Genomic DNA, 21,770 nt, shown 5'->3' on the forward strand with positions numbered 1-21,770 from the left:
ACAAATGGCTAAAGAACACCCTGACAAACATCTCGACAATTAACCATAAAAACATCACCGATCTGTACCCGCAAAACTTTAACAATATTCAACAGTTAACAAAGATGTAGTTGGTAGGCCGGATACAGCGATCTTATGGTGGAAGTTTTCGGCGAATCTGGAAAACATGCCCGTTCTGCAATTGGCGTTGGCTCGCTACCTTCTAATATAGCGGTGGAAATAGAGGTGATCGTTGAATTATACCCATGATATATTAACTATGGATAACCTAAATATTGATAAAAAAGCACCCAATGAAGTATTAGTACACAGAAAAACAACGCGATCCGATTCTAATAAAGCGTGCTTCACGCCAGGTATGCTTTTGTAAAGGAATACAGTTATAATAATTATATTAGACCAGAAAGTTTGTCAGCACCAAATCATAACGCAACTTAACGGGTTATCAAAACTTCTGCTAAGAAATGGAAGAAAATAGCAATGAAAAAATAATTGTTTTATCGACAGGCCGTGTTGTCAGGATCACTGCGAAAAAAGTACAATCGTTTAATTCTTTAGATAAACGATTAGATATTGATGTTCTGATCAGGGAAGCCAGGGAAGGTAACTTTCACCGGCCAATAGAGCTCAGACATCCAAAATACTGGAAACTTAAAAGCCTGGATACTGACAGGCAGCTTTTACTTCAGCTACAATACAGCGGCCTAAGCACAAGACAGATAACACAATCCCTTCAGGAATTACATCAAAAGTTATTTTAATAGGGTAAACTTCTTAAACTGGAGTGCATCAAAAAAGTGTGGGAGATTATGTGTGCTTACAAATCACACAAAATGGATTTAAATTGTTCATCATAATGAATTGCAGATCGTGCCGGCATGTGTATGACTTTCATAATACACCTGTTACCACGCTATAAGATCTGAGCTTCAACCTTAGTGATGTGACTGACTGCTTTTCTTTTACGTCAAGTGCTGTATAGCTGATGTTATTTATTCTCTTAATTGAGATATAATTAGATCCAACCTGACATTTCAGCATATAATTTACTCTTTAATATAATTATCCCAGCAATAATCTGATCACGTTCTCAGGATAATTGCCTCATTCTTTAAGGATAGGCAATTGCCTTTGCCTGATACCAGGATATATTAAAGCAAAACGTGCCAGTGGCTTCTGATGAAGTTTAACCAATTAACGTCTTAACTGTAAAGTTTTTGATATAGCTGCTGATTTTATTCTGCAGTACAATGTATACACACTATGAATTAGCGGTGTAAATATTTCCTACACCTCTTGACGGTCCTGATCAATTGCTTTTCTGATATTCATAAAAAATTACTTCAATTAATGTTAAAACTACTATGAGCCGACTTTCCGGGTACAACAATCACGCCACAGACTTATACGTATAAACGGTATATGGATAAATCCTATTGGCCACAAAGCGGGAAACCAGACAGGCGATCAATATAGGAATGAATAGAATATAGTTATCTGTAATGGCGCAAACAAGAAAAATCGAAGTCAGTGGCGCATGAATACTTCCACTTAAAACAGCTGCCATTCCAATGACTATAAAGTTGAGCGGAATAAGATTAAGGTGGAAAAAATGATTGAGTGTAATAGCAGTAATCAAACCCAAAAAAGCACCAATAAATAAACTCGGAGCAAAAACTCCACCGTCTCCGCCCGCACCAAGTGTCACCGAAGTAGCGATTGGTTTAAGAAAAAGAACAATCAAAATCGGCAAAAGCACAACAAGATCAGCGGATTGCGAAATAATAGGCAGGTTTTTTATTCCGGAATACCCTTCACCGTATAAACTTGGAAAGAAGAATATCAGCATCGAAATAATCAGCGAGCCCGACAGTATTTTGACATAATCATTTTTAATAGAGCCAAAGAAGTTTTTGAAAAACAGTACGCTTCTGGTTAGTAATACTGAATTAAAACCTGCCAAAATTCCTAATAAAATAAAATAAGGCAAAGCTTCTTTATGCCAGATGGTTACATTAAAATCAAAAACCTGTTTGTAGAAAAAGTACTTTGTCAACAAAAAAGAGGTAAGTATCGCGGTTACTACCGCGGCAATATGTGTTTTTTTTCTTCTGCTCGTAAAAACCTCAAATGCAAACATAAATCCTGCAATTGGTGCGTTAAACAAAGCAGTCACACCGGCGGCTAGTCCTGCGCAGATTAAATCTGTCCGGTACTTATTCAGATTGTCAATTTTATGACTGGATAGAGCTCCAATGGACGCAGTAGCAACAACGGTGGAAACTTCAATTCCAGTTGATCCGCCAAAAATGACGGTAAGAAAACCATTAAAATAATGCGATGGAATTTTGTAAGCAGGTAATGTTTTTCCATCTCTGACAATCGAATCCATAACTTCCTTAATTCCCTTATTAGGTTTATTTCGAAACAGAAAATGTCGTAAAATATGAATTGTGGTGAACCCGATCAGAGGCAGAAAGAAAATAAGATATTGATTTTCATCAAGCCGGTGCAGAAAATCGTGTTCATAATGCTCTGTGATCACTTTTAAGGTATCCGCTAGCAAAGCTGCAAAAACACCAATAATTGCCGCTGCGCATAATACTGTAAATGTTCTCTTTGCTTTTTTTTGACGATAAGGAGATGTTGCACTTGTATTCATAATATGGATTTTTAAAAACAAAAATACACGTTCCGATAATCTAACGATATCTTCTTTTGTGAACTTTAAACCAATGTTTATTAATTGGATATTTTCTGTGAGATGTCATATTATTAACGACTAAAGCAACTAGAAGCAGTATAATCACGCCCGATAAAACCGGACTTAATACATACAAATAGCCGAGACTGGTCACTTTTTCGGAGCCGATATTGGCAATAAGCGCCGTAGCTCCGCCAGGCGGATGAAGTGTTTTGGTGATCTGCATCATCACAATGGAAATGGAAACGGCAAATGCGGAAGAAAGCCAGATTTCATTTGGAATGATATAATGAACCGTAACGCCAACCAACGCACAAATGACATGTCCGCCTACCAGATTCCTGGGCTGCGCCAAAGGACTGTTTACGATACCATAAATTAGAACGGAAGAAGCACCGAAGGAACCGATCAGGAAAAGATTATCTGTGTGCGTAAAATTCTTCTGATTCAAAAATCCGATTAATCCTATGCCTGCAAAAGAACCCACAAACGTCCAGAAATGATCTTTGAAGTCGATTAAAGTCTCTTTATAAATTACATACCGGGCAATTCTGGCATGTTTTCGTAAATGCTTTCTCAAAACAAATATAATTATTCCGTAAAACGTATTAATGAAAACCATCTTCATAAAGTTATGGTTCGTATCAATTCCCAAAGTTTACAGAATCTACGAAAATATTAAAATATTTTACGGCAACGGCCGCTGCATAAACGACCGCTAGACAATTAACAGCTATATCAATGGCACGAGTATTAATTGCATTAAAAAGATATCAATTTGCTTTAGACTGGGCAACTATGGAGAGTATATTTTCAGAAAAGGTACATTTTGAACCCTTCAATATTTAAATACTGTCCTGAAATTTGCTTATAGCAAACTCTATTAAACCCAAGGTATTTTTGGCGGCGGCCGCTATCGTACAATCTTTTATTTAACCCATTGATATACTTTTGAGCCCGTTTTAAGGCCGCTGGATTACGGCCGGCGCCGGTCTTATGAAACGGAAATATTATGCGTTAAGCTGAGCGTGTAACTCTGAATTTCAAAAAGGTGTTTGTAGCAATGGAAAACTGGAAAATACTTACGGGACCAAATTCTGCCTCGCTGACAGTGTTCAATCATTTGAGAGTGTACGCTTCACATTGGCATGCAGGGCATCGATGGCCGTGTATCTAGTGACGTTGAGCATCCAGGTAAATAATGTGGCTTTACTCTCCTCATAGGCAGCAATATTTCTCCATATCTTCAAAAATGCCTCCTGCATCACATCATTGGCTTTTTCTTTATCCTTGACAATTTTACAGATAATGCCAAACAAACTAGCCGAGTAATGGTCATAAAGGTATTCGAATGCACCTTTATTATTAGCTTTTAAAAGAGATACGAGCGTATTTTCTGATAGAAAAAAAGCGTTTTTCTTCATGTGCACAACTCAATTTGATGGGGGAGTAGGTTGTATTGTATGCAGAAAAGTCAGATCACGTTCGGCGCTGTTCGTACGAACGGCGTCATCTGCGACTAAATACATGCTAACAAAGCTTCGAAATATGGTTATAACCATTTATGCTGGTTTTCACCATGGCAATTAAACGTTGATTTTGCTTGATTAATTTATCTAACCGCAAAAGGAGTTGTTCATTTTGAAGTAGCAAAACAGTAATGGCTTCTTTGGTTGAAGCACAGTCTTGTGAAAAGTGCTTACGTACTAAGGCATTTGCTGCCAGATTTATTTTGAACATAGGAGCTGTTGGTAAGGAGTGGCTTGACCGGGCAGCTCTGACAACAGGGCGGAAAAGGGACTCAGTTAAACTGATTAAATAAAGATAGGCATATTTTCACAGAAACGAACGGTAGGCTTCACCTGGTGCTACTCGGAAACAAATGGAAAAAGTCCCATCTCCTTGTACTAATCAAAGAACTTTCACAAAACCGCTGCTACCCCCTCTTGTTCTGTGTTCCGTCACTTAAAATAAAATTGTTTATGCAAACTCTTCGAACCACTTCTGGCTTTTGTTATATAAATCCAGCCTTGATTTAGAGTGTACATATTTGTACTTTTCGAATCTACTAATAGTTTATATTAGTAATATCTAACCCATTTAGCAGGTATAGGCACCAAAAGGCGTTTGATCTCTGCTTTTTCATCAATCGAATTATGAACAAGACAGGACCAATTATAATTATAGAAGATGATGAAGACGATAGACTTATTTTAGATGAAATCTTTAAAAATCTTAATTACAAAAATGAAATTACTTATTTTGAGAATGGTGGTGACGCCCTTAAATATTTGACTGAAAGCGACGTAGAGCCTTTTATTATCCTTTCGGATATAAATATGCCCGCATTAAACGGTTTAGAGTTAAGAGAGAAAATCTACAATAATGAAAAGCTTAGAGTGAAATGTATCCCCTATTTGTTTTTTTCAACAAGTGCCGAGCAGTCACACGTTGTTGATCCCTATTCGAAATCAATTCAAGGATTCTTTATTAAACCGACCAACTTTGACAGACTACAACAAACAAAAAAAACGATAATCCAGTATTGGATGGAGTGTGTTTCTCCAAACTATGTAAGATAATTTTCTGGTCAGAAAGCTAGTATGGGGTAAACTAAAGAAAAGGAGAAAATCCGTCACGGTTTTTGTACAAGATTTTCACTTTGGAATAATACGGTACATGGAATTCTCAGACACTAGTCTTAACATCATTCCAGAAACTGGCAGTCTCAAATTTTGGCAAAGGCAACTTTAATTGAGCGTACTTCCCGTATCCAGCGAGCCGGTTTTTTATCGTTGGGCGTGATAATCCGGAAAGGACCTTCGCCGTTTGCAAGCGGTTGACCATCTTTTGTTGTTGCAAGCAAAATCACCTGGTCTGTAAAGTCAGGGTCAATCTCAGCCAGTGAATACAATACTTCATAACCATCAGCAGCCGAAATTAGGAGATACTTAGCCAGGTTTTCGCCACGCAGCTTGCTTCCGGTTGTAACACCTGCCTTTTCTAAGATCTCGATTAAGGCAACCCCCGAAAATTCATGCTCTTTTCCGTCTCGGTCTTTCACTTTATGGCTTACCTGTTTAAAGCTGGCAAGGTCTGCTAATTTCAGCTCCAAAGGGGTTGTGACTTCCCCAGTAATAGAAAGCGTCGCTGTATTTTGAGCAAATGATGAAAAGGCAGCACACAAAAGCAGCAAAAGGCTGGCTGCAATGCTTTGCTTGGAGAATTTAGTTTTGAACATAGTTTAAGGATTTAAAACAGGATGGGGATTAGAAAATGCAGGATTGGAAATAAATGATGAATCTGTCAGCATACCCAGGAAAGCTATCAAATCGGCTTTCTCGCCTCTTGTCAGGGCAAGGTTTTTACCACCTATTTCATTGGAAATGTCTTGCAGAAAAGAACTGAGTGTCGGGCTCTGCCGGATATGTTCATTGTAATGATCAAGAACCTGCTCAATGGTTGAAAAACGTCCGTCGTGCATGTAAGGAGCAGTCAGCATAATGTTGCGCAGGGTAGGGACGCGGAACCTGGCCCGGTCTGTGCTTTGCCCAGTAAACTGCTCTCTGCCCATGTCAGTAACTAAACTGTCCAGACCATTATTATGAAAGAGCTCTTTGAAAGTCTTCACGCCGCCATGGCAGTGACCGCAATTGGCACCCCTAACGCCATTCTTTGGATCCGGCCCGCTTTCAAACAGCTGCAAACCCCTAAGCTCTTGTGCAGTAGGCTTATAATTGCCAGCCAGATACCCGTCATAATTCGAGCCAGCCGAGATCAATGTCCGTTCGAATTGAGACAGCGCTTTCAGGATCTGGCCTTCGGTAATTACGGTGCTTCCAAATGCCTTTTTGAAAAGTGGTGGATACAAGGCGGTATTGTTTATCTTTTTTGCTGATTCGCTCAGTGGTTGACCCATCTCATGTGGGTCTGTCAAAGGAAATCTGGCCTGATCTTCAAGGCCAGGCGAGCGTCCGTCCCAGAAGAAGTTTCGAACCCAAAGCAGGTTGGCCAGTGACATCGAATTTCTGGCAGTTAATGAGCCATCAGTACCGGTGCTAAATGCTTTTCCATCTGTAAAAGCCAGTTTTTGCTGGTGGCAGCTTTCACAGGATATGTTGTTTTTGGCAGACAAAGCTTTTTCATAAAAAAGAAGTCGTCCCAGATAAACACCATCTTTGGTGGTCGGGTTGTCAGCCGGTATGACGAACCGGGCACCGAAGTTGGCGGGATACTGTAAAACATAGGTTTCCTGATTATCAACTTGAAATGACTGGATGAGCCCGCAACAAATAAAGACAGCACAAACCATGCTGATCTTAAACCAACCTGATCTGTCTTTCAATACGGTTCTCAACAATTTTCTCATTCAAGTAAACGCATCTTAAAAATGACTGAATACCAGGTTTACAAAGAAATTTCGTCCGGCTTCCGGAAAACCTTCTACCAAGCTGTAATTAACATCAAAAATATTGTTCATGCCCGCTTCAGCGGAAATGGATTTATATAGTTTAACCGATGCCTTGGCATTGACCAGTGTGTAGGATTTTGCCTGGGTTCCATAGCTGGTGCTGTAACGGTCGCTATTGTGTTCCAGGCTTGCAAGGATATTGGCCCGCTTTAAAAACGAGTAATCCACATAGGCAAAGATCTTGTGCTCTGGTACATTGGTGAAAAGAATGGCTGGATTGGTCTTGTTTTTTCTTTTAATAAAAGAGTAATTCGAACCAACACTAAGCCCGGAAATTACCCGGTAATCCAGACCCGCTTCCGCACCATAGAACCTTGCTTTTCCTGCATTTTGTAGCTGGAAACGTCCGGGCTGTACATTATCGACCTGCTGTATGATGTCATTGATGTTGCTGTTAAACACGCTCGCCTGCAGGCTGAGTTTGTCAGCTATTTTTCCCGAATAGCTTAAATCGAAATTTACAGCTGCTTCTGCGCCCAGGTCAGGATTTGGAATCGCCTGGCCCATCCGGTAAGAATAGCGGTCTTTAATGGTTGCAAACCGGGTTTTACGGGCAACCGAACCTTTCAACGAATGGCTTGTATTTATATCCCAAAAAAGGCCTATCTGGGCATTGACCGCATTGTTTTTGCTGTCTTCAAAATTGGTGATCTCCTTGGTGATTGCATTGTATTCCTGCGCTTTATCGCTGTTACGCATGTTAAAGCTCACGCCTGGAATAACAGCCAGAGCTGGGGTAATCTGATAGGTATTTTCAATGCCCAAAGACACGGTATTGTCAATGTAACCTTGCACGGGCTCGCCCAGATCATGCTCTCGGTGCACATCACGCTTATACTGCACGTTCAGCTTGAAAATATTGCCAGCCAATGCCCTGGACTCATACTCCGCATTGCCGCCAAAGGTGTAATCGTCGTAAAAACTTTGAAACGCGTAAGGGCGGGTTTGCTTGGTATAAGTCGTGTCGTCGTAGCTGAACAGCTGGTTGACAAACGTATCATAATACAAGCGTGTCTTTACTTTGCTTTTTTCACCGACAGCTGTATTGGATATAAAATACAAGCTTTGCTTGTTCCACTTTGGCCATTGCCAGAAGCGTGTAGTAATTTTGGAATCGTCACCCACATAAGGCGGATTGCCTTTTTCTCCCTTTTGATTAACATAGCCGATCACATATTCGTCGGTTGCGTTTGGCGTGAAACCTGCTTTTACGCTGAATTTAAGATCGTTCCGGTATGAATTCTCCCGGTCATCAGTCTGCTGGTATTTTCTTTTCTTAAAGTCAGCAGACAAAGGGAATGATTCCTGTTTCAGCTGTAAAGCGCCGACCTGGTAAAAGAATTTGCCAAATCTAGATCCGGCATTGACATTCCACCGGTAGCCGTCCCCGTGGTAAATGCCCGCACGGCCATTAATTTCAAACTTGCTGACTGGTTTACGAGAAACCAGATTAATAGCGCCGCCCATTGTGTTTGCACCGTAAAGGATCGAAGCGAATCCTTTTGAAACGTTTATTTCAGCGAGATCAAATGTTGTAAAGCGTCCCATGTCCACATAGCCATCATAGGGAACATAAACCGGAACACCGTCAATGAATACCGGCACCTGCCTTAGGTCAAACCCACGCACGTAAACCACGGATTCATTCCTTGGACCAACATTGGCAATACTTACACCAGGCAGGATGTTAAGAGCATTGGACAGGTCAGTCCGGTTGAATTTTTCTATTCTTTGGTAGGAGAGCACATTGGTGGTATCCTTTCCTGATATACCAGAGATTATTACTTCACCAAGTTGAAAAGTTCTGCTGGTATTGACTGAATCAAGTGTTTGTTGTGCCAGTACCAGTTTAGGCAAACAAGTTGTTAAAGCAAAAAGAAATAGAAGTGTTTTCATTAAAAGCGATATGTATTTACAAATATATCGCAAATATATACACTCTGTTTATCTTGTCGATACTACATTCTCAAAAAATCAGATTACAGACAACAGCTCCTTTTCCGCTTTGACAGTTTCAAGGAGTTTCTCATTGAAATTTTTATAAGCTTCCATGACTTGTTTGCCAGTATCAGTCAGAACGGTTCCGCCACCATGGGTCCCGCCTTTTTGCGTGATTACATAGGGACTACTCCCATTGGTATTCATTGCATCAACCATGGCCCAGGCTTTTTTATAGGAAAGCCCCATGGCACTTGCAGCCTTCGAGATAGAACCGGTCTGGGCGATATGTTCAAGAAGTTCATAACGGCCCGGGCCGAAAAACTTTATATCATCGATAAAAATCCAATGACGTATACGTATTTCAGTTTTTCGGTGCATATGAAAATTTTTTGTGTTTGCGAAAATGATCGTATTCAATTTAACATTTAGTTCTTGCTACTAATTTTAACTCCCCTATGCCTTAAATATTTATAAAGAGTCATTTTTGAAATTTTTAAGCCAGCAGCTATTTCATTTACGCCTAACTTACGTTCATTGTAAAGTGTTTGGGCTAACATAGCCGTTTTTTCTGCTTCCTTGGTAAGGCCTCTTGTCCGTCCACCTTTTCTTCCCCTGGCACGCGCAGCTTCCAAACCGGATTTAGTCCTTTCTCTGATCAGATCTCTTTCAAATTCTGCAAGAGAAGCAAAAATATTAAATATGAGTCTACCTTGAGCAGTTGTAGTATCTATATGATCGTTAATTGAAACCAATCCAATCCCTCTTTTTTCAAAATCAGAAGTCATTTCCAAAAGATGTTTTAGGGAACGTCCTAACCGGTCAAGTTTGTAAATATAAATTACATCACCTTCCCGAAGTACCTGCTGCATAGCGGCAAGCTCAGGTCTGTCGGATTTTATTCCGGAAGCCTTTTCTTGAAATATCTTTTCGCAGCCTGCTTTCTGCAAGGCATCCAGCTGCATTTCTAAATTCTGATCCTGGGTAGATACCCGCGCATATCCAATTTTCACGTTTTGTATACTTTAATCCATATAAAGAATCAAATTTAATGTACTTAGATTGGTATACAAGTTTATTTTACTAAATTGATTAATTATGTCCGTATTTTGGTATTTATATCAACCTTAAAGATCCTGCTAAGTTTGTACATTCTGAGCAACGTATTTTTGTACAACAAAAATTGTGGTTTTGGGGAGACTTACTGTACGCTTCCCCAAAAATAGAACAGTGAATAATTAGACAAATTTTCTAATTTTAAACTGCTATGAAAGGGACAAAATTCACCGAAACACAAATTGTCAAGATCCTGAAGGATTTGGATACTGGCAAACCTGCGCTGGAAATTGGGTTAGATTAAAAGATTGTACATAAACGACCACGAGCCTGTTAAAAGCTATATATGGCGCTAGTATGAGTATCCATATAGTTGGAAGCATACTAATATGCTTCCAAGCAACCATGTCTAGGGGGCATATTTTTTAGGAAAGTTAATATTAAAACCCTTCAATATTCAAAGATGGCACTCTGATTTGTATTCAGCACACATCTCACCAGAAAAAATTTTCTATCGAACCCGTGTTACTTTTGGCGGCGGCCGCTGCCGTAATATCTTTTAATTTCACCCAATGTTCAGCTTTCCGAAAATCTAAAATAAATAACAAAAATTAAATCCTGAAGTGAAGATTTCTCCGCCACGCGCATATTTTGCATAGGTAATATTTATTCCAATCTTGTTTCTTTTTGAAACAAGTAGTCCTGCATCTAATCCTGCCCTTCCTCCTATACTAATAAAATTATGGCTTTTTAACAAATCATTAGGATGAAATAGCGGAACTGAATTGTCGAGATGTGGGCCGATAGTAATTGTTGCATTTTTATAGATTTTATAATTTGACAAATTTGGTCCAGAAAAATACCTTAGAGAAGGCCCTGCACCTACACATAAACTCCATCTCTTTTCGGCCACTGGTGATACGAATGGAGTAAAATTGACCAAAAAATTTCCAGAGACAGACGTTTTGTTAAATAGAGAGTAAGGATACTCGTTACCCGTTGTACCGTGCGCAAAATCCAATGAAGGAGATATCATAATAAATCTGGAAAGCGATTTATTATATTCGTTTGAAAAATAAAAACCATTCAAATCATCTTTTTCAAACCGAATAAAACCAGCTGAAACCTTAAAACTATCCTTCTGCTGTTTTTGGGCTGTCGATGTTTGAATGGTAGCTAAAACTAGCAACGCAATTACAAAAGGTAATATCCTCATACAATAACTCAGTTATAAAGTTTTCTTAATTGCGGTTATTTCAAATAATTGTGCTTGTACTGTGAGTGTAGGTCCAAAAAAGCAACTGCTTTTCACCTTACCACTGACTAAATAGTTTGGATTTTTAATGTCAGGAGTGATGGTTAAAGAATCTGTTTTGGAACAAAGTTGATACAGTTCTTCATACACTACGTCCTCTGTACTTTTTAATCGAAGAAGTAAACTGTTTGATCCAGTGTAGCTGGCTTTTACATTCTCAATTACCTTAACTGTAGGGCTGTCACATCCGCAATCGACTTCCGGGTTTTTGTCCTTACAGGAAGCCATGATGATTAAAAAAAGCAGTAACAAACAATTTATGGGTTTCATAGGGGGTATATTTATAAAAACGAAAGATTCTCTTTGTGTGAGACTAAATAAATATGAAATGTTGTATTAAGATAAAAATAACTTTGATAAATATAATCTGAGGCAATTACTAAAAGAGTAATAACTGCTCAGGGTAGACTCATTTTTAATATTTTTGTTTCCTTGGGTTAAATTAAAAGATTCTTCACAAAGTGCCATGACATCATCGTCTCTTCTTTAAAAACCCTTTGATATCAACACCACTATATTTTAAAATCTTGTAAAGAGTAGGCTGGCTTTTTATTTTAAACATCTCTCTGATCTCATCGGTACTCCGGCTATTCTTCTCATAAATTTCCTTGACCTCTGGAGCGATTTTGCGGTAACGTTCGCTTAGCCCTTCTGGTCTGCCCCCTGATCTGCCCCTTGCCCGTGCCAAGTCCAGACCTGCTTTTGTCCGCTCCCGGATAATATTGCGCTCATGTTCGGCCAACACACACATAAATTGAAAAAAAAAGATTTCCGGTGGCAGTACTGGTATCAATAGATTCAGAAAGCGATTTCAAATTAACTCCTTTATTTTTTAACTCCTCGATTAGCTCAATGAGCTTAATGGTGCTGCGTTCAAGCCGGTCCAGTTTCCAGATAACGATCGTATCACCTGGCTGGGCATATTCCATCAACTTTTCAAAGTTTGGCTTCGTAGCCTTTACTCCGGAAACCTTATCGTGTAGGCTTCCCTTTCTGAGTACAGTGATTAGTTGGACTTTATGTAATTGAATTTTTAATTAAATTTCCTTTTCCCCCTTTAAGTTCATTTTCCAAGATAAGCTTCTTTTGAATTGGAGTCATCCTGTTCAGTGATCTGTGCGGGTGGTTATTGTTGTAATCGTACATCCACTTATCGGATAAAATTCTTAACTGCTCCAATGAATCAAAAAAATAAGCGTCAAGGACATCTTCACGATATGTTCTGTTCAGGCGTTCATTAAATCCATTTTGCATGGGTTTTCCCGGTTGGATAAATTTTTGCTCGATCAGCTCTTTCTCACACCATTTAGCTAATTTCTTACTGATAAACTCTGGCCCATTGTCTGTTCTAATAGATTTTGGTAATCCTCTTTCTAATTTCAGATGATCCAGTACTTCTATTACTTTCTGAGAACAAATTGAATAATCGGCATGTGCTGCTAAAACTTCCCTGGTTGAATCGTCAATTATATTCAGAACTCGAACCCGTCGGCCATTGCTAAGTGCATCGCTAACGAAATCCATACTCCATGTATCATTGAGCACTTTTGCTTCAATTAATGGCTGTTTCGGTCTAGTCAGAAGCCGCTTTTTGCGTCTCCGCCTCAATTTTAGGTTCATTTTACGGTAAATGCGTAGAACCCGTTTTCTATTCCAGCCTAGGCCTTCATTTCGAAAATAGCCATAATACCAGTCAAAACCTCTGGTCGGATAAGTTTCCGACAACTCGTTCAGCTTATCAATAACTGCTGTATCGTCTTTAACTGCTTTATAATAGTAAACGCTTCGACTTAGATTTAATACTTTGCAAGCCCGTTCAATGCTAAATCCTTCTCCAGAAATTTCTGTTGCAATTAATCGCTTTTGAACAGGCTCTAAAGCTTTTTTTCGATAACCTCCTTAGCGAGTCTGTAATCCAGCGCAAGTTCAGCATACATGTGCTTTAACCGGCGATTTTCTTCCTTGAGAGCTTTCAATTCAGACAGTTCGGAAGATCCCATGCCATTGTATTTTTTTCGCCAATTATAAAGCGTAGCCTTTGATATTCCGTGTTCTCTTGCAATTTGGGTAAAATTAAAAGAAAGTGAAAAAAGCGCCACGGGTTTTGCATAGCATATTGGTTGAGTGCATATTATCTATATTCAAATCTTAGGGTCATCTTTTTGAATATTTTGAGAATTGTCCGGTATAAAGAATGGAGATTATGATTTATTTGTCATTTGGATACCTAAACCTATTTCAAAACCCATAAATTATTCCAAAGGCAGGAATACTGCCCTTAGGATTAGATATACCAACCTGATGGGAAAGAAAAATTCTACACGAAGGTGGTGACGGTTTTTCTCCTTTTTATTAATTTAACCCTATAAAAAGCTTTCCCTAACTCAATGTGTTGACAGGCAAGCCATTTTCTTTTAAATAAGCCTCGGTTAGGACATGTGAATGCTGACATCCATTTTCCTATAAATTTTCGTCCAGATAATCAAATTATTCCTTTAACTGAGATGTCGAGATAGGCATTTGGGCTATCTTAATTTGTGGATTTGGGATAATGTATTTTTTGCATCTTTAAGCTACAATTCAAACTGTACTTTTCATGCACATTAAATTAACTTCGAAAGTAGTCTCTAACGAAAAACGTACGAGACAGTAAAGTTTGGTCTTAAGCCAGCTTCCAAATTTAAATTTATGCCGCTCGAAACACCATTAGTGCCGCCTATCTCACTATACCCACCTGATAATGCAAGAAGCCGAGCTTCGATTAGCCAGCTTTTACCAAATAGATAAGCAAGACCCAAATTACCTCCAGCGTTATAAGAGTTGGTTGGAGATCCGCCACCGAACATAATTCGATCGTAACTAATATAGCTTTCGAGATAAGGGGTTAACCTTGTTGGAGAAAAGTATTTTTTTACAAATGGCCGTAAGCCAATTAGTACAGGCTTGTTATTTCCATCAGTTGTGAAGCCCGCTTTCCCATCACCATTAAGTATACCATCTCTTAATCCTACAAATACACCTAAACCGAGCAAAAGTCTATTTTTTACAAATAGGGCCGGCGCAACTTCAACAAATGTTGATGGATCATGGTATTTAAACTGGCTGTCAGAACTTCTATTATAGCCTTTGCTCACTTTTGAATTAAATGAGCCAGATAAAAGCCATCGGCCTTTTCTGAGTGGATACTCATTTGATGGATTTTCGCTTTTATCCTTAATTTCTCCGGAAGCGAGGACCATCCCTATTTTTAAAGAATTGAAAGATAACGGAAACAGTGATGACTGAGCTCCAAATTCTAACCCTAACCGGTGAGTAACTGGATATATAATGCCTAATTGTGTTTGAATATTAGCACCGAAATCTGTATTTAGTCTATTTTCATAATTTATAAAATTAATTTCTTGGATAGCCCTTGTTTTAGAGAAGTTTAAATTGACACCGCCGCCAACATAAATCAATGCCGGCTTAAATTTCCAATATTTACGTATAAATGGAGTTACAGAAATAGAATTACTACTTGAAAATGATTTAAATCCCTGGGAATCTTTAAGTGTAGAGCTAACGTTTTGCGAATTACCATTTATGGAAGCACCCAAGGCAAGCCCATCACGAATGAAATAACTAATATCACCACTTCCACCAAAAGTATATATAGGACTTTGAAGCCCAAATGACTTGTAGTGAGTAAATTTAGAATTAACTCCAGCTGTCCAAATCACCTGACTTTTATTAATTTGTGCGGTTGCAGGTAGACAAAACGAGATAAAAACAACCAGGCAAAGATGTTTCATTGACTAAGTACAAGAAAATTAATGTTCACATTTAAATAGTTGAGTCCTATTTTTGAAGGGCTGCATTCAAATGTAACTGGTTGGCGCCTAAGTCTAAGATAATTATTGTAATTATTTTAATAATTAGTATGCGATATGCAATAAAGGAACGTTCGTTTTGATATAATACATGTAACAGTACTAGGTGAAATCAGCTTTGATAAGCGGAATTACGGGTGAGAAATTGAAGCTAGATTCTCCAGTTTTTTTAAAGCCTAGGGGTAGATTAAAAGATTGTACATAAAGTACTGTTGCCTGATATGAAGCTTGAAAGGCACTTTTATGAAAAATTAACTTTTGATAAAAAGTTTTGTAGGCCGATCCACAGCACTTTAATAGCAGAATCTTGATAACATTTTCAAAGATGGCGCTGAGATTTGAATACAGCTGATAAATACTCGGCCACTTTGCGGTGCAAAACCCGTGGCGCTTTTGTACTTTCTTTTAATTTAACCCAACTATACCAGGAAGGATTCGTAGTCGATGAGAGTGACTTTGAGTTTATCACGCCTGCTCCCTTTGAGCATATTAATCGGTTGGGAAAATACTCCTTTAACGCAAACCAAGAGCTCGGGGACAACGGATTACGGCAATTAAGAAAGCCAAAACTAAATAATTAGTTTCTTAGCGTATGTTTTCGCCCATTTGTAACGAAAACCTCTAACTTGATTGGGATCAACCATTACAACATTTGTGATATAATCAATGTCAGCCTGAATGAACCGGTTGGATAGAAAGAAACGACTGACAATACGGAAGTATCCCAGTTGCAATAGAAACCCAACTTGATTCGTCGGTGTCTGCAAGGTTTTGAGATAGTTGCTCGCCCAGTCAGGAAGTTGAAGGAAAAGTCCTTTTTGTTCAGTCAACAATTGTGGTGGGTATTCAAATCGATTTCGTTCTTCGGGAGTCAGATACTCTTTCCTTGCCATATCATCTATGTATTTAAACGAACGAATTTTTACATAATCCAAAATCAACCTAATCTCTACAAATTCATTATTTATATTGTCATGTAATTAAACTAAATGTAATATATTTGATTTTATTAAGTTTCGTAAATAAAATGATCAAATTAGGATACGCCAGGGTCTCTACCCAGGAACAGAACTTGGATCTTCAGTTGGATGCTCTAAAAAACGAAGGATGCAAACAAGTTTTCACTGATAAAGTTTCCGGAGTAAAGGCTACCAAGCCGAACTTTGAAAAATTGATGGAATATGCCCGGCCTGGTGATACGATCGTTATCTGGAAGCTGGACCGACTTGGACGCAGCACCGTTAAGCTCATTGAGCTAATCGAGGAGTTAAAAAATAAAGGAGTTAATTTGAAATCGCTTTCTGAATCTATTGATACCAGTACTGCCGCCGGAAATCTTTTTTTTCAATTTATGTGTGTGTTGGCCGAACATGAGCGCAACCTTATCAGGGAGCGGACAAAAGCAGGTCTGGACTCGGCACGGGCAAGGGGCAGATCAGGGGGCAGGCCTGAAGGATTAAGTGAGCGTTACCGAAAAATCGCACCGGAAGTCAAGGAGATATATGAGAAGAACAGTCGCAGTACCGATGAAATAAGAGAGATGTTCAAAATAAAAAGCCAGCCCACATTGTACAAGATTTTAAAGTACAGCGGTGTAGATGTGAAAGGATTCTTGCGTAAAAGAAAGTGATAACTTTAATAATGCCTTCTCTAACACGCAGTGAGACTATGCCAAGACCTGCGAGGGGCTTTTCTCCAGAATCGTCGCCAAAATAGCGTCTGGCTCGATACTTAAAGCGATAAATTCATTGGCAATCTAACCGAACAATGGGAAATAAATATAGTTTTAACGTTGTAATAAAAGACAAAGTCGCTGTTTTACTCGTGAATAAGCTTGATAACGGCCTAAGACCAATTTAAATAGGAGCACTTCGCTGCCTTAATTTTCCGACCATAATTTTAATAACTAAAAATTTAGTTGTAACTTGCAGTTATAAACGTCGGGTGAAAAGTGCCATTAAGGGATATGAAAGGATTTGGCAAAAATGCGTTATTAATTTTCTTGCTGGTGGCAGCAAATGTTGCGAAGGCGCAAAAGAGAGAATTTAAGGGTAGAGTGGCGGACGAGCATACGGGTAAACCGCTGGAATTTGTAACTGTGTTTATAACCAACACGACCTTGGGTACTCTTACAGACGAAAAAGGCAGTTTTGTAATAGCTTTAGATCCAGGAAAATATGATGTCGCCGTCACGATGGTTGGTTACGGTTCGATCATTTACCCCTTGGAAATTCCTATTGAAATTACCAAAGCTTTGAGTCCGGTTTTATTTAAATTGGTTCAGACAGAAAAAGAACTGAATGCGGTTTCTGTAAAAGCTAAAAGGGATGAAAGCTGGTATATTAATCTTGAAATATTTAAAGAAAATTTTTTGGGAAAGAGTATTGTATCTAAAAAATGTAAGTTGGTTAATCCAGAGACACTGATCATCGTTTACGATGAAAAAAGTAACAAACTCACAGTGACTGCAAAGGACTTGCTGGTAATCGAAAATCCGGAACTTGGATATAAAGTTAGTTATTTGCTGATTGAGTTTGTTTATGACTTCCGGGAAAAATATGTCACTTACCTGGGTTATCCAAGATACGACTTATCCAAAGGAAAGAAGGCCAGAGAAAATCGTTGGGCAAAAAATCGCAGGACTTCATTTAACGGATCTGCTATGCATTTTGCAAGGGCATTAAGGGAGAAAAGGTTGGAGCAGGAAGGGTTTAATTTAAGAAGGTTAATCAGGAAACCTAATCCAAACAGACCTACGGAACAACAACTTGAAGATGCACGGAAACAGCTTCGCCTTAGAGGGACTGCCGTCTTACTTGATGCAAATGATCCGTTGAGCATTATGCTATCCAAAACTAGTTTACCTAAAATCGTGGAAATACTGGATACAACCCGGGTTCCATATCAAGATTATCTTCAAATAAATAGAGAGGAAGTAAAAATGACTTTTGAGGGATATTTTCAGGTGGTGTATGTTGGAGAAAAAGAAGAGCCATCATATTTAACTACCTCATTTGGAACTCGAAAACCTACTTTTCAAACTTCTGTGATTTTCCTTAGAGACAAAGAAATCTTTCTGGAAAAGTCAGGTAGTTTTTTCGAACCGCTGGGAATTGTTTTTGAAGGTTATTGGGGTTGGGAAAAAGTGGGAGATATGCTTCCACTCGATTATATGCCAGAGGTGGACTAGGAAAAGGTTGAAGGTTGGGATAAATGTTGATCTTTTAATAAACAAGTTTTGACAAAAACGGAAGTCTTTGTATAATATCTAAACGGCAATTCATAACTATGAAAAGGATTTTCTCATTAACGTGTCTACTGCTTTTTTCACTGTTTTCCCTAGGACAAAATGTGACGATCAGAATTATAAATCCTAACGCCAAAGATGGAACAGAAATATTGTATTGTAGATCAATAGACGGAGATCCTATACACTATGCTTTGTTCTATGATAGTTCTGTATTTGAAAATGGCATCTCATCAAAATCTTTTGATATTGATTCTACCATGTTCATAATGGTTGCAAATAACCCTTATACACCGAAAATTCGTTTGGTTATTGAGAAGGGGGATTCTATAAATATTGTCATTCGACAAGATACTGTGATGCATTCCATGGAACTCTCCTTTAAGGGTAAAAACCATGCAGGATTGTATAATTATTTTAAGAACTCCTTGTTTTTAGGAGGAAAAACAAACAACGAAGTATATAACACATTAACACATAGTGAAAATTTAAGCCGTGCCATTGAAAGCCTTGAAGAGCTTAAAGATGGCTTATTTAAGCCAATGGACAGTTTATTTGTTTTGAGAGAAATAAGTAAGGAATATTATAAATTTGTAAAATTGGAAGCTGAATCAGAGTTTTTAGCAGCTGTTCTTAACATATCAGGCACGGCCGAACATAGGTACGATGCTGACAAAGACAAATTTAAACTAAGTAAAGAAGACTTTGTTTCCCTACAAAGGATATTTTGTGAAAAATACGACCCGTTTTCTAAAAGATATCGTAATGTAAATTACAGAAGTGCCAACGCTAAAAAGAAGTGCAGGCTTATTGAAAAAGGTACTATTGTGTCCAAATCACAAGTTAGCAATCTGAAATTGTGGGAACAAAAAGACCAGGCATATAATTTTGCCCCTGTGGAAATACAGGAACAAATGTTCTCCTCTGATTTGATTAGCGAATTAAAATTTGGAACAATAAATTTTTCAGAGGCGACTAACAGGTATGAACGATTGAAGAAGGCATTCCCTGCTAGTGTATTTGTACCCGTAGTCAAGACAATACTTATAAGCAATCAAGATCGCAATAAGGTGCCTCCCTACTCTTTTGTGAAATATGAAAGTGCTGGTAAACTGTTTCAGTATATTGAAAAAGATTCTCTTATCATACTTTCGGATTTTGTGAAAAGACATTTTCCAGGAAAAGCAGTGCTGGTAGACCTGTGGGCCACCTGGTGCTCCCCTTGTAAGGAAGAATTTGCCTTTGCGAAAGATCTTCACAGTTTTTTAAAAGACAATGAAATTGAAATTCTTTATTTTTCAATGGATAAGAAGAGTAATTCACCACGTTGGAAGAAAGATATTGAATTGTACTCGCTTAACGGTTATCATTATTTAGGGACTGATGCAGCCGCAGATATACTTGGAAAAAATTTAAATGAAAGTATAATAGGGATTCCTCGTTATTTTCTTTTTAATAAAGAAGGCAATATAGTTGATACAAACCTTCCCCGGCCATCAAATAGCATTACACTACACAAAAGAATATTAGAAAAGTTACAGTAATGGCTTAGACTAAAAGATTGTAAATAAAGGACCACCAGACATTTAACAGCTATACCAATGGTAGTTGCGAATATTTATAGCGTTAAAAGATATCAATTTGCTCTTGAGTGGGTAACTATGGCGAGTATATTTTCAGAAAGTTGCATTTTGAACTTCGGTATTAAAAGACTGTCCTGAGATTTGCATGTAGCACACATCTCACAAGAAAAAATGCTCTATTAAACCTGCGGTACTTTTGGTACAATCTTTTAATTTAACCCTGATATCGGTAAAACTCAAAATAAAGGATTAAAACTATAAGAGTATGGGCCGGCTGGGTCGGTCACTGAAAGACCTGATTGACTGGGTAGCATATCTGGAAAATCAATGTGGCGCCCCCATTATAAAGTCTTTTTAATTTCGGTTATTTCAAACAATTGTGCTTGTACTGTGAATGTAGGGCCAGAAAAGCAACTATTTTTCACCTTACCACTGACCGTATAGTTTGGATTTTTAATGTCAGGAGTAATAGTTAAAGAATCTGTTTTGGAACAAAGTTGGTACAGTTCTTCATTCACTACATCGCCTGTATTTCTTAATCGAAGAAGTACCGTGTTTGATCCAATGTAGCTGGCTTTTACATTTTCAAGTACCTTAATCACTGGGCTTTCACATCCACAATCAGCCACCGGATTTTTGTCTTTGCAAGAGAACCCAAGGAATATAAAAAGTAAAAAAACGTAGCATTTTGTTTTCATAAGGGTGAATATTTTACTTTAAAATGAAAAGTTGGGTATCTAAATCAAGAGACCAATTGGAAGCTATAATGGTTGTAGTAAGATAATAATAAATCAAAATAACACAAATTAGTAATTACTTTTAACAATACATAAAGCATAACAAAACCCAGAACTTGTTCCTAAAGTTTTTATAACTACTTGTTATATTAAGTGACGGAATACAGAACAAGAGGGTAGTGGCGGTTTTGTCAAAGTTCTTGGGATAGTACAAGGAAAATGCACTTTCCCATTCCGCTTAGACGCTATGTCCTAGGGCAAGCAAGATTTGTTTCTTTTGCTTTATGCAATATTTCTCTAATAAATTACTTTTCAGATCGTTAGAGAAATAAATCCTATCCTTCATTTATGAAATTAACTAGACTACTAATTTTCCTTATCACACTTGGAATAATGAGTGCTTGCAGAAAGAAAGATGCTTTTCCAGATCTGGCTAAGCAGATCGAGGGGCGTTGGAATATCTATGATGCAGTTATTCCAGCTAGTTTGGAAGATTCGATTTACCATTATAATCCACGTGACTCTGCACAAGTCGCACTGATCCAAGTAAGAAAAATCGATCCATTAAGAGTACAAATATCAATGTCCGTCAAAAAACAGAATGGCTCAATTATTTTTGAAAGCGATTATGAATTTGAACTATCAAGAGATTTCAATAATGAAGGCATTATACTTTTCGACACTTACCCAGGCGCTGCTGGGGGTGGATATCATATTAACGAAAAGATATTTGAGATAAGTGCGGTAAGTAGGCGAAATGAGCAATTCACGGGCAAAACTGCTTGGTTTCTAGCTAAGAGATGAAAATTATCACTTTTTATAAAAGTAGGTCCAATTAGTAAAACTATCT

At 38.1% G+C, this 21,770-nt stretch carries 24 protein-coding genes and 1 pseudogene; 7 read left to right on the plus strand and 18 right to left on the minus strand.

What is annotated here, in order from left to right; all coding sequences use genetic code 11:
* Positions 1-120: 120 nt before the first annotated feature.
* Together FZF08_RS30445 and FZF08_RS30450 are read left to right on the plus strand one after the other, a co-directional pair.
* Positions 121-249: pseudogene (locus tag FZF08_RS30445) on the plus strand (RidA family protein); the annotation flags it as partial.
* Between the two features lie 215 nt (positions 250-464).
* Entirely contained in the window at positions 465-761 is a 297-nt protein-coding gene (locus FZF08_RS30450) for a hypothetical protein (RefSeq protein WP_159478327.1), read from the plus strand.
* Positions 762-1,390: 629 nt separating this feature from the next.
* On the opposite strand, the gene FZF08_RS30455 is transcribed toward FZF08_RS30450, so the two are convergent.
* From FZF08_RS30455 to FZF08_RS30470, 4 genes are all read right to left on the minus strand, one after another.
* Positions 1,391-2,662: a chloride channel protein gene (locus tag FZF08_RS30455; RefSeq protein WP_159478330.1), complete on the minus strand. Its 1,272-nt coding sequence runs from the start codon at positions 2,660-2,662 to the stop codon at positions 1,391-1,393.
* Positions 2,663-2,702: 40 nt separating this feature from the next.
* The gene (locus FZF08_RS30460) at positions 2,703-3,284 is read right to left on the minus strand and encodes an HPP family protein (RefSeq protein ID WP_229216769.1); all 582 of its coding nucleotides are present in this window, start codon (positions 3,282-3,284) and stop codon (positions 2,703-2,705) included.
* A 535-nt stretch (positions 3,285-3,819) separates the two neighbouring features.
* A complete protein-coding gene (locus FZF08_RS30465; protein ID WP_159478333.1) occupies positions 3,820-4,128 on the minus strand; it encodes an RNA polymerase sigma factor in 309 nt (102 codons plus the stop codon).
* Between the two features lie 106 nt (positions 4,129-4,234).
* Positions 4,235-4,444, minus strand: a complete 210-nt coding sequence (locus FZF08_RS30470) for a hypothetical protein (RefSeq protein ID WP_159478336.1) — start codon at positions 4,442-4,444, stop codon at positions 4,235-4,237.
* Positions 4,445-4,860: 416 nt separating this feature from the next.
* Here FZF08_RS30470 and FZF08_RS30475 point away from each other — a divergent pair, with 416 nt between their 5' ends.
* Complete coding sequence (locus FZF08_RS30475) at positions 4,861-5,286, plus strand: response regulator (RefSeq protein WP_159478339.1); 426 nt, start codon at positions 4,861-4,863, stop codon at positions 5,284-5,286.
* A gap of 146 nt (positions 5,287-5,432) precedes the next feature.
* Here the strand turns inward: FZF08_RS30475 and FZF08_RS30480 are convergent, their stop codons facing one another.
* The 13 genes from FZF08_RS30480 to FZF08_RS30540 all read right to left on the minus strand — a co-directional run bounded on the left by FZF08_RS30480 (position 5,433) and on the right by FZF08_RS30540 (position 16,246).
* Complete coding sequence (locus FZF08_RS30480) at positions 5,433-5,945, minus strand: molybdopterin-dependent oxidoreductase (RefSeq protein WP_159478342.1); 513 nt, start codon at positions 5,943-5,945, stop codon at positions 5,433-5,435.
* A 3-nt stretch (positions 5,946-5,948) separates the two neighbouring features.
* Positions 5,949-7,073 (minus strand): cytochrome-c peroxidase, encoded by a 1,125-nt coding sequence (locus FZF08_RS30485; protein ID WP_200837204.1) that lies wholly within the window; start codon positions 7,071-7,073, stop codon positions 5,949-5,951.
* 15 nt (positions 7,074-7,088) lie between these two features.
* Positions 7,089-9,071 carry a TonB-dependent siderophore receptor gene (locus FZF08_RS30490; protein WP_159478345.1) on the minus strand — a complete coding sequence of 661 codons (1,983 nt, stop codon included), beginning with the start codon at positions 9,069-9,071 and terminating at the stop codon, positions 7,089-7,091.
* 78 nt (positions 9,072-9,149) lie between these two features.
* Positions 9,150-9,494, minus strand: a complete 345-nt coding sequence (locus tag FZF08_RS30495) for a winged helix-turn-helix domain-containing protein (RefSeq protein WP_159478348.1) — start codon at positions 9,492-9,494, stop codon at positions 9,150-9,152.
* A gap of 47 nt (positions 9,495-9,541) precedes the next feature.
* Positions 9,542-10,126: a recombinase family protein gene (locus FZF08_RS30500; RefSeq protein WP_159478351.1), complete on the minus strand. Its 585-nt coding sequence runs from the start codon at positions 10,124-10,126 to the stop codon at positions 9,542-9,544.
* A 635-nt stretch (positions 10,127-10,761) separates the two neighbouring features.
* Positions 10,762-11,385: a hypothetical protein gene (locus FZF08_RS30505; RefSeq protein ID WP_159478354.1), complete on the minus strand. Its 624-nt coding sequence runs from the start codon at positions 11,383-11,385 to the stop codon at positions 10,762-10,764.
* A gap of 12 nt (positions 11,386-11,397) precedes the next feature.
* Positions 11,398-11,754 (minus strand): hypothetical protein, encoded by a 357-nt coding sequence (locus FZF08_RS30510; RefSeq protein ID WP_159478357.1) that lies wholly within the window; start codon positions 11,752-11,754, stop codon positions 11,398-11,400.
* A 202-nt stretch (positions 11,755-11,956) separates the two neighbouring features.
* The gene (locus tag FZF08_RS30515) at positions 11,957-12,235 is read right to left on the minus strand and encodes a hypothetical protein (protein ID WP_159478360.1); all 279 of its coding nucleotides are present in this window, start codon (positions 12,233-12,235) and stop codon (positions 11,957-11,959) included.
* Positions 12,213-12,515: a recombinase family protein gene (locus FZF08_RS30520; protein ID WP_159478405.1), complete on the minus strand. Its 303-nt coding sequence runs from the start codon at positions 12,513-12,515 to the stop codon at positions 12,213-12,215. Before FZF08_RS30520 ends, FZF08_RS30515 begins: the two co-directional genes overlap by 23 nt.
* Positions 12,502-13,338 (minus strand): IS3 family transposase, encoded by an 837-nt coding sequence (locus FZF08_RS30525; RefSeq protein ID WP_159478408.1) that lies wholly within the window; start codon positions 13,336-13,338, stop codon positions 12,502-12,504. Before FZF08_RS30525 ends, FZF08_RS30520 begins: the two co-directional genes overlap by 14 nt.
* 20 nt (positions 13,339-13,358) lie before the next feature.
* On the minus strand, positions 13,359-13,583 hold the full coding sequence (locus FZF08_RS30530; protein WP_159478363.1) for a transposase: 225 nt from the start codon (positions 13,581-13,583) through the stop codon (positions 13,359-13,361).
* A gap of 528 nt (positions 13,584-14,111) precedes the next feature.
* On the minus strand, positions 14,112-15,275 hold the full coding sequence (locus FZF08_RS30535; RefSeq protein WP_159478366.1) for a hypothetical protein: 1,164 nt from the start codon (positions 15,273-15,275) through the stop codon (positions 14,112-14,114).
* A gap of 647 nt (positions 15,276-15,922) precedes the next feature.
* A complete protein-coding gene (locus FZF08_RS30540) occupies positions 15,923-16,246 on the minus strand; it encodes a DUF4158 domain-containing protein (RefSeq protein ID WP_159478369.1) in 324 nt (107 codons plus the stop codon).
* Positions 16,247-16,380: 134 nt separating this feature from the next.
* On the opposite strand from FZF08_RS30540, the gene FZF08_RS30545 reads away from it, so the two are divergent.
* From FZF08_RS30545 to FZF08_RS30555, 3 genes are all read left to right on the plus strand, one after another.
* Positions 16,381-16,983, plus strand: a complete 603-nt coding sequence (locus tag FZF08_RS30545; RefSeq protein WP_304487036.1) for a recombinase family protein — start codon at positions 16,381-16,383, stop codon at positions 16,981-16,983.
* A gap of 321 nt (positions 16,984-17,304) precedes the next feature.
* Positions 17,305-18,543, plus strand: a complete 1,239-nt coding sequence (locus tag FZF08_RS30550; RefSeq protein ID WP_159478372.1) for a carboxypeptidase-like regulatory domain-containing protein — start codon at positions 17,305-17,307, stop codon at positions 18,541-18,543.
* A 98-nt stretch (positions 18,544-18,641) separates the two neighbouring features.
* Positions 18,642-20,144, plus strand: coding sequence for a TlpA disulfide reductase family protein (locus FZF08_RS30555; RefSeq protein ID WP_159478375.1), 1,503 nt, complete (start codon positions 18,642-18,644; stop codon positions 20,142-20,144).
* Between the two features lie 380 nt (positions 20,145-20,524).
* On the opposite strand, the gene FZF08_RS30560 is transcribed toward FZF08_RS30555, so the two are convergent.
* Positions 20,525-20,881 (minus strand): hypothetical protein, encoded by a 357-nt coding sequence (locus FZF08_RS30560; RefSeq protein ID WP_159478378.1) that lies wholly within the window; start codon positions 20,879-20,881, stop codon positions 20,525-20,527.
* A gap of 387 nt (positions 20,882-21,268) precedes the next feature.
* Here FZF08_RS30560 and FZF08_RS30565 point away from each other — a divergent pair, with 387 nt between their 5' ends.
* Positions 21,269-21,724 carry a hypothetical protein gene (locus FZF08_RS30565; protein WP_159478381.1) on the plus strand — a complete coding sequence of 152 codons (456 nt, stop codon included), beginning with the start codon at positions 21,269-21,271 and terminating at the stop codon, positions 21,722-21,724.
* Positions 21,725-21,770 lie beyond the last annotated feature (46 nt).

Origin of the sequence: Dyadobacter sp. 3J3 (assembly GCF_009801115.1) — a bacterium.
Lineage (GTDB): Bacteria > Bacteroidota > Bacteroidia > Cytophagales > Spirosomataceae > Dyadobacter.

What these genes read in the sequence shown, in the direction of transcription:
- FZF08_RS30450 (WP_159478327.1), top strand. Translation starts at nt 465, where the DNA reads ATGGAAGAAAATAGCAATGAAAAAATAATTGTTTTATCGACAGGCCGT.
- FZF08_RS30455 (WP_159478330.1), bottom strand. Translation starts at nt 2,662, where the DNA reads ATGAATACAAGTGCAACATCTCCTTATCGTCAAAAAAAAGCAAAGAGA.
- FZF08_RS30465 (WP_159478333.1), bottom strand. Translation starts at nt 4,128, where the DNA reads ATGAAGAAAAACGCTTTTTTTCTATCAGAAAATACGCTCGTATCTCTT.
- FZF08_RS30470 (WP_159478336.1), bottom strand. Translation starts at nt 4,444, where the DNA reads ATGTTCAAAATAAATCTGGCAGCAAATGCCTTAGTACGTAAGCACTTT.
- FZF08_RS30475 (WP_159478339.1), top strand. Translation starts at nt 4,861, where the DNA reads ATGAACAAGACAGGACCAATTATAATTATAGAAGATGATGAAGACGAT.
- FZF08_RS30480 (WP_159478342.1), bottom strand. Translation starts at nt 5,945, where the DNA reads ATGTTCAAAACTAAATTCTCCAAGCAAAGCATTGCAGCCAGCCTTTTG.
- FZF08_RS30485 (WP_200837204.1), bottom strand. Translation starts at nt 7,073, where the DNA reads ATGAGAAAATTGTTGAGAACCGTATTGAAAGACAGATCAGGTTGGTTT.
- FZF08_RS30490 (WP_159478345.1), bottom strand. Translation starts at nt 9,071, where the DNA reads ATGAAAACACTTCTATTTCTTTTTGCTTTAACAACTTGTTTGCCTAAA.
- FZF08_RS30495 (WP_159478348.1), bottom strand. Translation starts at nt 9,494, where the DNA reads ATGCACCGAAAAACTGAAATACGTATACGTCATTGGATTTTTATCGAT.
- FZF08_RS30505 (WP_159478354.1), bottom strand. Translation starts at nt 11,385, where the DNA reads ATGAGGATATTACCTTTTGTAATTGCGTTGCTAGTTTTAGCTACCATT.
- FZF08_RS30510 (WP_159478357.1), bottom strand. Translation starts at nt 11,754, where the DNA reads ATGAAACCCATAAATTGTTTGTTACTGCTTTTTTTAATCATCATGGCT.
- FZF08_RS30515 (WP_159478360.1), bottom strand. Translation starts at nt 12,235, where the DNA reads ATGTGTGTGTTGGCCGAACATGAGCGCAATATTATCCGGGAGCGGACA.
- FZF08_RS30535 (WP_159478366.1), bottom strand. Translation starts at nt 15,275, where the DNA reads ATGAAACATCTTTGCCTGGTTGTTTTTATCTCGTTTTGTCTACCTGCA.
- FZF08_RS30540 (WP_159478369.1), bottom strand. Translation starts at nt 16,246, where the DNA reads ATGGCAAGGAAAGAGTATCTGACTCCCGAAGAACGAAATCGATTTGAA.
- FZF08_RS30545 (WP_304487036.1), top strand. Translation starts at nt 16,381, where the DNA reads ATGATCAAATTAGGATACGCCAGGGTCTCTACCCAGGAACAGAACTTG.
- FZF08_RS30555 (WP_159478375.1), top strand. Translation starts at nt 18,642, where the DNA reads ATGAAAAGGATTTTCTCATTAACGTGTCTACTGCTTTTTTCACTGTTT.
- FZF08_RS30560 (WP_159478378.1), bottom strand. Translation starts at nt 20,881, where the DNA reads ATGAAAACAAAATGCTACGTTTTTTTACTTTTTATATTCCTTGGGTTC.
- FZF08_RS30565 (WP_159478381.1), top strand. Translation starts at nt 21,269, where the DNA reads ATGAAATTAACTAGACTACTAATTTTCCTTATCACACTTGGAATAATG.